We start from the raw sequence: 11,600 nt of genomic DNA, 5'->3' as shown, positions 1-11,600 counted from the left end.
GAGGTCGTCGACGACCTCTACCTTGCGCACTTCGGTCAGCAGCGCGACGACCCGGCACTGAGTTATCCCGACGCGCTGAAGCTGGCGAGGGAAGTCGTCAACAACCCGGCCACCGAGTTGCGGCCACTCGATCCGCCGCCGGAGTCGCGGGCAGCGGTCTGCATGAGCTTCGCCAATCACGTTCTCGCCGAACTGGAGACGCGCAAGCGCAGGCTCGGGATCCTGGGCTACGACGACCTGCTCACCCGGCTCGCGGAGGCCCTCGACGCCGAGGACTCCCCCGCCCGGCTGCGGATGTCACGGCGCTGGCCGATCGTGATGGTCGACGAATTCCAGGACACCGACCCCGTCCAATGGCAGGTGATCGACCGGGCCTTCAGCGGCCGGTCAACCGTCGTTCTCATAGGTGACCCCAAGCAGGCGATCTACGCCTTCCGCGGTGGTGACATCGTCACCTACCTCAGCGCAGCCGAGACCGCGGGAGCCAAGAAGACCCTCGGCACCAACTGGCGCAGCGACAGTGCGCTGGTCGACCGGTTGCAGGCCGTGCTGAGGGGCGCCGAGCTCGGCGACCCCGCGATCGTCGTGCACGACGTCGACGCCCACAACAAGGGGTGCCGCCTGGTCGGCGCACCCAACGTCGAACCGTTCCGGCTGCGGATCGTTGAGCGAAGCACGTTCGGGCGCAGGGGAACCCAGAACGTGTCGATCAACGACCTGCGCCAGCACATCGGCAAGGACCTCGCCGGCGACATCGGCGCCCTGCTCGCCAGCGGCGCCACGTTCGACGGCCGGCCGGTGCAAGCGGGCGACGTCGCCATCATCGTCGAGACGCACAAGGACGCGAGAATCTGCCAGCTCGCGCTGGGCCGGGCCGGGATCCCTGCGGTCTACACCGGCGACTCGGACATCTTCGCCTCCCAAGCCGCAGACGACTGGCTGTCGCTGTTGGAGGCATTCGACCAGCCGCACCGCGCCGGGGTGGTGCGCGCCGCCGCGGCGACGATGTTCTTCGGCAAGACCGCCGAGGACCTGGTGGACGGCGGCGACGAGCTGACCGACGAGATCGCGGAGACGTTGCGGGAGTGGGCCGGACACGCTCGCGAACGCGGGGTCGCGGCGATCTTCGAAGCCGCCCAGCTGCGCGGCATGCTCAAACGCGTGCTGTCCTGGCGCGACGGTGAACGGCACATGACCGACCTGGCGCACATGACACAGCTGCTGCAGGACGTGGCGCACCGGGAGCACCATTCGCTGCCCGCCCTGCGCGACTGGTTGCGCACCGAGCGCGACGACCGCGGAGGGACGGCGGAGCGCAACCGACGACTGGACAGCGACGCCGCGGCCGTCCAGATCATGACGGTCTGGGTGAGCAAGGGGCTGCAATACCCCATCGTGTACCTGCCGTTCGCGTTCAACCGCTGGGTGCCCGAACGCGACCTGATCCTGTTCCACGACGGGCCGACCCGCTGCCTGCACATCGGCGGCAAGGAAAGCCCCGACTACCGCGACGTCGAACGGCTGGGCCGCGAGGAGTCCGCCGGCGACGACAGCCGGCTGACCTACGTCGCGATGACCAGGGCGCAGTCCCAGGTGGTGGCGTGGTGGGCGCCCGCCAACGACGAGGCCAACGGCGGACTGTCGCGGCTGCTGCGCGGCAGGCAGCCCGGCGAGGCGGTGGTACCCAACCGATGCGTGCCCAGCAAGATCACCGACGACGACGCCCTCACGCGGCTGCGCCAGTGGGAGGCTGCCGGCGGACCGGTGCTCGAGCAGTCGGTCCTCGCGCCGGCACCGCGACCGCCCGCCGAGCCGGCGCCGACGGGCCTGGACGCCAGACACTTTCACCGTTCCATCGACACCACGTGGCGTCGTACGTCCTACTCCGGGCTGATCCGGGTGGCCGAGACGTCGGGCGTCAGCAGTGAACCGGAGGTCGTCGCCCTCGACGACGAGGTCGGCGAACTTCCGCTGCTGCAGCCCTCGACCGGACCGGCGTTGCCCTCGCCGATGGCCGACCTGCCCAAGGGCGCGAAGTTCGGCACGCTGATGCACGCGGTGCTGGAGACCGCCGATCCGTTCGCGGCCGATCTCGCCGCCGAACTGGAGGCCCAGATCGTCGAGCACTCGGTGTGGTGGCCGGTGGACGTGCCCGCCGCCGACCTGGCGGCCGCTCTGGTGCCGATGAACGACACCCCGCTGGGTCCGCTGGCGGGGAATCTGACGCTGCGCCAGATCGGCCTGCGAGACCGGTTGCGGGAGTTGGACTTCGAGTTCCCGCTGGCCGGCGGGGACCTGCGCGCGACGGCGCCTCGGATCTACCTGCGCGATGTCGGCCAGCTGGTCGCCGAGCATCTGCCCCAGGACGACCCACTGGCGAGCTACGCCGAACGTCTCACCGGCGACGCCTTGGGCAACCAACCGCTGCGCGGGTATCTGAACGGCTCGGTCGACGCGGTGCTGCGCATCCCGTCCCCCAAGGGCAATCGCTACGTGGTGGTCGACTACAAGTCGAACTGGCTTGGCGACGGTGACGGCTCGTTGACGTCGGCGGACTACGAGCGCGCCCGCCTCGTCGAGGCGATGCTGCACTCCGACTATCCGCTGCAGGCGTTGCTGTACAGCGTTGTGCTGCATCGTTTCCTGCGGTGGCGGCAGAACGGCTACTCGCCGGAGGAACACCTCGGTGGAGTGCTGTACCTGTTCGTTCGTGGCATGTGCGGTGCAGAGACCCCCGTCGTCGACGGGCATCCGGCGGGGGTATTCGACTGGCAGCCGCCGGCGTCGTTGGTGGTGGCAATGTCCGAGCTACTCGACGAGGGGACGGTGAGGGCGTGACGTCGGTCGAACCGGTCGACACCGCTTCGTGGCGGCGGGCCGTCGGCGCCACCGGACTGCTGGCGGTGTTCAACGAGGCGGGGGTGATCGACGCCGCGGACGTGCTGGTCGCCCAGCGGCTCAGCGCGTTGGCCAAGGAGGACGACGAGCGCGTGATGCTCGCCCTCGCTCTGGTGGTGCGTGGGTTGCGGGCCGGGTCGGTGTGTCTGGACCTGCGGTCGGTCGAGGCCCAGGTCGACGTCGCGGACCTGCCGTGGCCGGCGGTCGACGGCTGGTTGGCGGCGGTGTGGGCCAGCCCGCTGCTCGAGGCGCCGCACGTGCTCCGGAGGCGGGAACACCTGCTGTACCTCGACCGGTACTGGCGCGAGGAGGAGCAGGTCGCCGACGACCTGCGGGCGATGGTGTCGCGTGGCGCGGCGGTGTCCGCAGCCGACGTCGAACGCCTCTTCCCCGCGGGTTATGAGGAGCAGCGCGACGCCGCCGAAATCGCTCTGTCGCAACGGGTCACGGTGCTCACCGGCGGGCCGGGCACCGGCAAGACGACCACGGTCGCGCGGCTGCTGGCGCTCTTCGCCGGGCAGGCGGCGTCGGGAGCGCGGCTGCGCATCGCCCTTGCCGCGCCGACGGGGAAGGCGGCCGCTCGGCTTCAGCAGGCGGTTCGCCAGGAGATCGACAAGCTGGAACTGGTCGACCAGCGGCGGCTCTCGGGGTTGCAGGCGACGACGCTGCACCGCCTGCTGGGCAGCAGGCCTGACAGTTCGTCGCGGTTTCGGCACCACCGCGGCAACCGTCTGCCGCACGACGTCATCGTGGTCGACGAGACGTCGATGGTGTCGTTGACGATGATGGCCCGGCTCCTGGAAGCCGTGCGGCCGCAGTCCCGGCTGTTGTTGGTCGGCGACCCCGACCAGTTGGCCTCGGTGGACGCCGGCGCCGTCCTCGCCGACCTGGTCGACGGTCTCGGTGCGGGCGCGGGGTCACCGGTGGTCGCGCTGCGGACGTCGCACCGCTTCGGCGAATCGATCGGGGCGCTGGCCTCGGCGATCCGCGACGGTGACGCCGACAGGGCCGTCGACGTGCTCGCCGCGGGCGGTGACCACGTCGAGTGGATCGTCGACGACGACCCGGCCAAGGGATTGCGCAAAGTCGTTTTGCCGCAAGCCCTTGCGTTGCGACAGGCGGCCATCCTCGGCGACGCCAAGACGGCGCTGGACATCCTGGACGAGCATCGGCTGCTGTGCGCCCACCGCCGCGGACCCCACGGTGTGCAGCACTGGAATCACCAGGTCGAGCGCTGGCTCACCGAGTCGACCGGCGAGCCGATCTGGTCGGACTGGTACGCGGGCAGACCCGTCCTGGTGACGGCCAACGACTACGGGCTTGGCCTGTACAACGGCGACACCGGGGTGACGGTGAACGGACCCGAAGGGCTGCGCGCCGCGATCGCAGGCGCCGGCGAACCGCGGGCCTTCGCCACCAGTCGACTGCCCGACCTGGAGACGATGTATGCGATGACGATCCACAAGAGTCAGGGCTCGCAGGCCGCGGAGGTGACGGTGCTGATGCCGCCCGTCGACTCCCGCCTGCTGACCCGGGAGCTGTTCTACACCGCGGTGACCCGAGCCAAGTCCAAGGTTCGGGTGGTGGGGTCCGCCGACGAGGTACGGGCGGCGATCGAGAAGCGCGCGGTCCGGGCGACGGGATTGGCTCTGCGGCTTCGGAATTCCGGCTAGACCCCCGACGCGCTCGCGACCCGAAGGTCGTCGTCGGCGAGCGACAGGTCGGTGGCGGCGGTCCGCAGCTGGGTCTGCAGCAGATCCGCGATGCCAAGGCGCTGCAGCCACGGCACCGTCACCAGCTTGGCGTTTCGGCGCAACAGCTGGCCGGGCGTTCGCGAGATCACCGTCGAGTCGGTCCGCAGCGCCAGGTCTTGATTCTTCTGCACGTAGTCGCGCAGTCGGCGTTCGTAGGCCGCGAACGCCGCCTGCGGCCGGTCGCCGCGGACGAGTTCACTCGCCAGCACGTAGGCGCCGGCGATGGCGATGCTGGTGCCCTGCCCCGACAGGAACGCCGGTGCGTAGGCGGCGTCGCCGACCAGCGCCACCCGGCCGGCGCTCCAACTGTCCATCCGAACCTGGCTGACGGTGTCGAAGTAGAGGTCGTCGGCGTCTGCCATCGTGTCGAGGACCTCGCCTGTGCGCCAACGATCCTCGGCGAACGCCTCGCGCACCGCGGCGTTGACGGCGTCTTCGTCATGGCGGTCCACGGTGCCCGGCGCCGGGTGGACGAACGCCAGGAACGCCCGAGTCGGACCGCCGTCGGCCGGACGCTCGACCATCGCGGTGCGACCCGCGTGTGAGTACATGAAACCCGCACCCGGGGGGAACATCTCGCCCGGCAGGTCCCAGATCGCCGCGTACGGGCCGAGGTGACGGACGAAGTGCGAGTCGTCTCCGAAGGTGAGGCGTCGGACGTTGGACCCGATGCCGTCGGCGCCGACGACCACGTCGACGGTCTGTGGCTCGCCGTGCCGGAACGTGACGTCGACCCCGCCGTCGTTCTGGGTCAGGCTCTCGATCGAATCGTCGAAGACGTAGTTCACCCGGTCACTGGTGGCGGCGTGGAGGATCTCGCCAAGCGCGCCGCGGGTGATCTCCACGTCGCCGGCCTGCGAGCTGTTGAGCAGGTTGCCGAAGTCGAGCGTGCACAGGCGTCGACCGCCGGGAGTCAGCAGCTGGACCGGAACGTGGCGGTAGTGCGCCTCGACCAGTTGGCGGTGCAGGCCCATGCGACGGACGACGTCGACCGCGGTGCCGCGGACGTCCACCGGGTAGCCGCTGGTGCGCAGGCGTTCGGCGCGCTCGACGACGGTGACGTCCCAGCCCGCTTCGGCCAGCCAGTAGGCCAGGACGGGTCCGGCGATGCTCGCACCGGAGATCAGGGCGCTGCGTGTGGTCATGAGAGTCCTCCGCGCTTTAGCTACATGAGTGTCGCTTATCGACGCTAGACGCCCGCGATAAGATACGCAAATGTCCCCTAAGCCGCAGAGGCTGCGCAGACGCGGAGCCGCCCTGGAGACCGCGATCCTGGACGCGGGGTGGGATCAGCTCCTCGACGGCGGCTACGAGCGCTTCACCATCGAGTCGGTGGCCGAGCGTTCGTCGTCGGCCCGCTCGGTGCTGTACCGGCGATGGCCGTCGCGGCTGGACCTGCTCAAGGCGGTGATCCACCACCGCGGAGAGATCGACTCGATTCCCACCCCGGACACCGGCACGCTGCGCGGCGACGTGCTGGCCACGCTGACCGAATTCAACGAGAGACGTTCGCGCATCATCGGTTTGATCGCCGCGCGACTCGGTGCGTTCTACGACGAGGCGGGTGGGTCGCCACGGGAGATTCGCGCGTGGTTCGTGCCGGACGGTCCGTCGGTGATGGACACCGTGCTCGAGCGCGCCGTCGCCCGCGGCGAAATTGCCGCGATGCCGTCACAGCGCATCGTCGTGCTGCCCGTCGACCTGCTGCGGCACGAACTGTTCATGACGATGGCGGCGGCGAGGCCGGAGACCATCGTCGAGATCGTCGACGACGTGTTTCTGCCGCTGGCAACGCAGTTCGGTGCGACGTAGGCAGTGTCGCCCTAGCGAAGCACCGGATGGTCCGCCAGCCAGCGCTCCTCGACCCGCTTGACGCGATGATGCTCCAGCGTGATGAGAATGGCGCCCGCGGTGACGAGCGCTCCGGCGATGAAGCCAAGGGGCAGTTGCCATTCGGGGCGGTTGTACGCCGTCGCCGCCAGGAACCCCGCGATCGTGGCGGTCCCGAGCATGATGAGTATCAGTCCGGGCAACCACAACGTGTCGATGAACGATTCACCCGCGTGCGGCTGCGTCGTGCGGCAGTGGTCGGTGGGATCCCGATGAGCACCCTTCATCTGCATCTCCTTTCAGGAGAGATGCTCCGATCGTACGCCGTTTGTGACCGGGGTCACAGTGCCCTGATCGGCGCGGGAGATCATCGACTCACCGTGTAGCGAGCGGTCCGCTCAGACGCAGATGTTGGCGAAGTACATCCCGGGCATCGAGCACAGCTCGTATCCCCCGTAGGCGGCGTACGGCGACGGCGTTCCTGCATGGTTGTCGGTCTGGCTGCTGGTGCCCTGCACCGACGGCACCTGCGGCTCGGCGGGTGCGGCATTTGCGACGCCGGCGCCCAAGGGTCCGAGCGTCAGGACGCCCGCTGCAACGAATCCAACTGCGATGGCCTTGAGATCGATCATGGTGCACCCCGTTGCTCGAAGAAACTACCGAGCACAACTAACCATGTGTCGGATCTATTCCGCGACACATGTGACGACCGCCACCACGGCTCCGTCAAATTCGAGCGCGGACGATCGCCTCGACCCGCCGGGCTGCCTCGGCGGGGTCCTCGTGTTCCCAAATCCGCACGCTGACCCAGCCGGCCTCGGCAAGCCGGCCGTCGGTGTCGCGGTCCCGTCTTCGATTGCCCTCGACCTTGTCTGCCCAGAACTTGGCGTTGGCCGAGGCCACGGTGTGATGCTCGGGGCAGCCGTGCCAGAAGCAGCCGTCGAGGAACACCGCGACCTTCGCCCGCGGGAACACCAAATCGGCCGTCCGCCGCACCCCCGCCAGGGGTTTCGCCGACACCCGGTAACGCAAACCCCTGGCGTGCACCGCCGAACGCAGCGCCAGCTCGGGCTTGGTGTCGCGGCTCTTGTTGGACTGCATGCGCGCCCGCGCCTCGGGTGAGGACGCCCAGGACTCGGCCATGCCTCCACACTATTGGCGAACTCGCTGCATACGATCGGCAGGTGAGCACCATCGCCGACGTCGCGCGCGACGTCGAGCTCGAGCGCTTCCGCACCCGAAACGGCAGCTACGAACGCGTGCTGTCCCGACGAGACGGCAGGCCCGTCGCGAGCGTGCTGGCCGGCTATCGCGGCACCGAGACCAGGGTGACGTGCGCCGACGAAGCCGAGCGCGCGTGGCTGCAAAGCAGCGTCGCACCGCCCGTCGGCGCCGCCAGGACGTCGTTGCGCGTCGTCGACCTGTTCTCCGGCTGCGGGGGCCTTTCCATCGGGTTGGCCGAGGCGGCGCGCGCACTGAACCGCTCCTTCGAACCGGTCCTCGCGGTCGACGTCGACGCGGTGGCCGCGCAGACCTACGCCGCCAACTTCCCGTCGGCGACCACCCTCACCCAGGACGTCGAGGACGTGTTCCCCGGACGCGTTGGCGCTCGGCTGAACCCGGCCGAACGCCTACTGGCCAAGCGGCACTCCCACGTCGACGTGCTGGTGGGCGGGCCGCCCTGCCAGGGGCACAGCGACTTCAACAACCGCACTCGTCACGCCGACGACAAGAACGAGTTGTACCGCACCATGGTCAGGGCAGCGGAAGTGCTTACTCCGCAACACATCCTGATCGAGAACGTCCCAGGAGCCGTCAACGACCGCAGGGCCGTCGTGCAGCGCACCGCCGACGCCCTGGTGGGACTCGGGTACCGGGTCTCCGTCGGGGTGGTCGACCTCAGCGAGATCGGCGTCCCCCAACGCCGACGACGACTGGTCTTGATGGCGAGCCTGACGCAGTCCGTCACCGTCGCCGACGTCACCGATCGGCATCGCAGAGCTCGCCGTTCGGTGGCCTGGGCCTTTCAGGACCTCGAATTGGCTCCCGAGTCGGGCCGCCTGGTCGACGAGGCCGCCCGCTCGGCGCCGGCGACGCGCCAACGCATCGACTACCTGTTCGAGAACGGCGACTTCGACCTGCCCGACCGGCAACGTCCGGCATGCCACGCCTCGGGCGGCCACAGCTACAAGGCGATCTACGGCCGGTTGGCATGGGACCGGCCGTCACAGACCATCACCACCGGCTTCTACAGCATGTGCATGGGACGGTACGTGCACCCCAGCCGGCGTCGCACCATCACCGCGCACGAAGCCGCACGGCTGCAATACATTCCGGACTGGTTCTCCTTCGACGGCGTCACCCGTCGCACCGCCCTGGCGCGCATGATCGGCAACGCGGTGCCGTCACGCCTGAGCTATGCCGTCGCGGTGGAATGGCTGCGGTGAGCCTTAAGGTCGCCGGGCTGTTCGCGGGCATCGGTGGCCTCGAGTTGGGCATGGCGGGCAGCGGCCACCATGCGCACCTGCTGGTCGAGAATTCCTCGCCCGCCATGCACGTGCTGCGCCGACGGTTCCCCGACACCAAGCTGGAGGCCGACGTCCGCGACGTCGCGACGCTGCCGAAGGGCACCGACCTCGTCGTCGCGGGCTTCCCCTGCCAGGACCTCAGCAGCGTCGGCCGCAAGGCCGGAATCGTCGGCGCCAGAAGCAGTTTGGTCGGTGAGGTCCTGCGACTGCTCGAGGACGGCGACGTGCCCTGGGTGGTGCTGGAGAACGTGCCGTTCCTCATCTCGTTGGGCCGCGGCGCGGCGCTGAGGGTGGTCACGTCGGCGTTGACCGAACTCGGCTACCGGTGGGCCTACCGGGTCGTCGACACCCACGCCTTCGGCCTGCCGCAGCGGCGCAACCGCTGGTATCTGGTCGCGTCGCGGGTCGGCGATCCGCGGGACGTACTGCTGGCCGACGACTGTGTCAAACCGCCCGTCGCCTACGGGTATCCGGACGTCGCCTGCGGCTTCTATTGGACCGAAGGCATGCGATCCTTCGGCTGGGCGGTGGACGCCGTCCCGCCGATCAAGTGCGGATCGTCGATCGGGGTGCCGTCTCCCCCGGCGATTCGCCTGCCGTCGGGCGCCTACGTCACCCCCGATCTTCGGGATACCGAACGGCTGCAAGGGTTTCCCGTCGACTGGACGTTGCCCGCCGAGGAAGTCGCCCGACCCGGTGAGCGGTGGCGGATGGTCGGCAATTCGGTGAGCGTGCCCGTCGCGGCGTGGATCGGCAGCCGACTCGGGCGCCCGGGACGTTACGACTCGTCGGCCGATTTGCCGTGGAACGGCACCAAGTGGTCGCGGCGGGCAGCCTGGGCCGACCTCGACGGCGTGGTGCACGTGGCCGACGTCGGGCCGTGGCCGGTGTGGGAGCCGCGGTTGCCGTTGGTCGACTTCCTGCAGTTCCCCGGCAAGCCGTTGTCAGCAAGGGCAGCAACGGGTTTCATCCGGCGGACGCAGAAGGGCTCGCTGCGGTTTCCCGAAGGTTTCGTCGAGGAGCTGGGCGCCTACGCGGATGACGCGTCCCGCTAGGGCTGCGCTTGTCCCCGACTTCTGCAGGATGGTCGCACTTGGCTCGAGATCGCAACCCTGGCGTAGAAGTCGCGGGAGTGAACCAACCGACTACGTCAGCTTGCTGCCCTTGAGCCACTGATCCCACGGCACGGTCCAGTCGCCGTTCTGCGAGATCTGCAGGGGCTTGCCGCCGGTGTTGCGAACCTCGACGACGTCACCGGGCACCGAGAAGTCGAAGAACCAGGCGGCGTTGTCGCCGTTGAGGTTCAGGCACCCGTGCGAGGTGTCGGTGTTCCCCTGCGCCCACACCGTCGAGTTGAGCTGATGCAGGTAGATGCCGTCGGTGCTGATCTTGGTGGCGTAGGAGATCGACTCCTTGTAACCCAGCCGAGAATTGGTCGGCAGGCCGAACGTCGAGGAATCCATGATCACCGGGTTGGCCTTGCTGAGCACCGTGTACACCCCTGGCGGGGTGAAGAACGAGAACGTGGTGCCCGCGATCGTCTGGATGCCGCCCATGCCCATCGACGTCGGCATGGTGCGCACCAGTTTGCCGTTGTCGTACACGCTGACCATGTGGGTGGTGTCGTCGGCGATCGAGACGTGCGCGTCACCGATCTTGAACGAGACGTGCTCGTCCTCCTCGCCGTAGAGGCCGTCGCCCAGCGGCGTGCCGTAGACGTTGCCCGCAACCGTCACGGTGGTGCCGGGCGCGTAGTACTTCGCCGGCCGCCAGTGTGCGGTCTGGTCGTCGATCCAGTTCCACGAGCCCGCGACCGGCGGGTTGGTGGTGACCGACAGATGCCGCTCGGCGTTGGCCTTGTTGTCGATCGCCTCGTCGAAGTGCGCGACGACCACTTCCCCGACGCCATAGGTGGCGCCGTCCTGCAGAAGTCCGCCGTCGGTGGTCTCGAAGTACACCTGAGTCTGATTGCTCGGCGAGACCGTGTGGAAGGTGGTCTCCTGCCGCGACGGCATGCCGTTGGGGCCGCGGGCCGAAACCGACATCGTGTACGCCCGGCCGTAGCCCAGCTGGATCGTCGGCTTCCAGGTCGTGTGGTCCGGCGTCAGCACACCCGGGATGACCTTTCCGCCGTCGTTGGTCATGGTGACGTCGGTGATGGTGCCCGTCGTGGCGGTGACCATCACCGGGCTCGCGGGGTTGACCTTGTCGGCGGCGGGTGCCGGGACGACGGACAGCTCGGCGGGCGCCGAGGTGGGCACGGCGGCGGGCTGCTCCGCCTCGACGAGGTTCTTCGGCGCGGCCAGCACCTGGCAGCCGTGCACACACCGTTCCGACCCGCTCACCACGACACCACCGAGGACGGCCAGCACCGCGAAGGAGGCGGCCAACCACGTTCCACGGGCACGACGAGTAGACGTCAAGAAGGCTCCATTGATTTTCCGAACTGACGAGAAGAACGAGCCCCAATGGTAGGTGGTCGGAAGCCACTATTCGCAACATGTGTGACGGCACGATCCGGTTACGTGTCATCGGGTAACGAACGGGTAAGACACGCCGAGGAACAAGGTGACGGCCGACACCTCCGCGG

Annotated in this window: 10 protein-coding genes; 5 read left to right on the top strand and 5 right to left on the bottom strand. The window is 68.8% G+C overall.

Translation table 11 applies throughout. The annotated features are described in order from the left end of the window. Window positions 1–2,838, top strand: a 2,838-nt coding sequence (gene recB / locus B1790_RS21265; protein WP_079925228.1) for an exodeoxyribonuclease V subunit beta, incomplete at its 5' end; no start/stop codon positions are given. Between the two features lie 56 nt (window positions 2,839–2,894). Continuing rightward, window positions 2,895–4,571, top strand: a complete 1,677-nt coding sequence (recD, locus tag B1790_RS21260) for an exodeoxyribonuclease V subunit alpha (RefSeq protein ID WP_079925245.1) — start codon at window positions 2,895–2,897, stop codon at window positions 4,569–4,571. Here recD and B1790_RS21255 read toward each other — a convergent pair. Beyond that, a complete protein-coding gene (locus B1790_RS21255; protein WP_079925227.1) occupies window positions 4,568–5,797 on the bottom strand; it encodes an FAD-dependent monooxygenase in 1,230 nt (409 codons plus the stop codon). The two genes, recD and B1790_RS21255, sit on opposite strands and share 4 nt — an antisense overlap. A gap of 70 nt (window positions 5,798–5,867) precedes the next feature. On the opposite strand from B1790_RS21255, the gene B1790_RS21250 reads away from it, so the two are divergent. Further along, window positions 5,868–6,464 (top strand): TetR/AcrR family transcriptional regulator, encoded by a 597-nt coding sequence (locus B1790_RS21250; protein WP_079925226.1) that lies wholly within the window; start codon window positions 5,868–5,870, stop codon window positions 6,462–6,464. Between the two features lie 11 nt (window positions 6,465–6,475). Here B1790_RS21250 and usfY read toward each other — a convergent pair whose 3' ends face one another. The 3 genes from usfY to B1790_RS21235 form a co-directional block, all read right to left on the bottom strand. Continuing rightward, window positions 6,476–6,769, bottom strand: coding sequence for a protein UsfY (usfY, locus tag B1790_RS21245; RefSeq protein ID WP_079925244.1), 294 nt, complete (start codon window positions 6,767–6,769; stop codon window positions 6,476–6,478). A 111-nt stretch (window positions 6,770–6,880) separates the two neighbouring features. Further along, window positions 6,881–7,114, bottom strand: a complete 234-nt coding sequence (locus B1790_RS21240) for a hypothetical protein (RefSeq protein ID WP_079925225.1) — start codon at window positions 7,112–7,114, stop codon at window positions 6,881–6,883. A gap of 94 nt (window positions 7,115–7,208) precedes the next feature. Then, entirely contained in the window at window positions 7,209–7,625 is a 417-nt protein-coding gene (locus tag B1790_RS21235) for a very short patch repair endonuclease (protein ID WP_079925224.1), read from the bottom strand. A gap of 41 nt (window positions 7,626–7,666) precedes the next feature. Between B1790_RS21235 and B1790_RS21230 the strand changes: the two genes are divergently transcribed. Both B1790_RS21230 and B1790_RS21225 read left to right on the top strand, forming a co-directional pair. After that, a complete protein-coding gene (locus B1790_RS21230; protein ID WP_158083863.1) occupies window positions 7,667–8,929 on the top strand; it encodes a DNA cytosine methyltransferase in 1,263 nt (420 codons plus the stop codon). Then, window positions 8,917–10,065, top strand: a complete 1,149-nt coding sequence (locus tag B1790_RS21225; RefSeq protein ID WP_079925222.1) for a DNA cytosine methyltransferase — start codon at window positions 8,917–8,919, stop codon at window positions 10,063–10,065. Before B1790_RS21230 ends, B1790_RS21225 begins: the two co-directional genes overlap by 13 nt. A 90-nt stretch (window positions 10,066–10,155) precedes the next feature. Here the strand turns inward: B1790_RS21225 and B1790_RS21220 are convergent, their stop codons facing one another. After that, window positions 10,156–11,433, bottom strand: a complete 1,278-nt coding sequence (locus B1790_RS21220; RefSeq protein ID WP_233165246.1) for an Ig-like domain-containing protein — start codon at window positions 11,431–11,433, stop codon at window positions 10,156–10,158. Window positions 11,434–11,600 lie beyond the last annotated feature (167 nt).

Source organism: Mycobacterium sp. AT1 (genome assembly GCF_002043095.1).
GTDB lineage: Bacteria > Actinomycetota > Actinomycetes > Mycobacteriales > Mycobacteriaceae > Mycobacterium.
The sequence above is the reverse complement of the archived record's forward strand: the minus strand, read 5'-3'. Positions and strand labels throughout refer to the sequence as shown.

What these genes read in the sequence shown, in the direction of transcription:
- B1790_RS21255 (WP_079925227.1), bottom strand. Translation starts at nt 5,797, where the DNA reads ATGACCACACGCAGCGCCCTGATCTCCGGTGCGAGCATCGCCGGACCC.
- B1790_RS21250 (WP_079925226.1), top strand. Translation starts at nt 5,868, where the DNA reads ATGTCCCCTAAGCCGCAGAGGCTGCGCAGACGCGGAGCCGCCCTGGAG.
- usfY (WP_079925244.1), bottom strand. Translation starts at nt 6,769, where the DNA reads ATGAAGGGTGCTCATCGGGATCCCACCGACCACTGCCGCACGACGCAG.
- B1790_RS21240 (WP_079925225.1), bottom strand. Translation starts at nt 7,114, where the DNA reads ATGATCGATCTCAAGGCCATCGCAGTTGGATTCGTTGCAGCGGGCGTC.
- B1790_RS21235 (WP_079925224.1), bottom strand. Translation starts at nt 7,625, where the DNA reads ATGGCCGAGTCCTGGGCGTCCTCACCCGAGGCGCGGGCGCGCATGCAG.
- B1790_RS21225 (WP_079925222.1), top strand. Translation starts at nt 8,917, where the DNA reads ATGGCTGCGGTGAGCCTTAAGGTCGCCGGGCTGTTCGCGGGCATCGGT.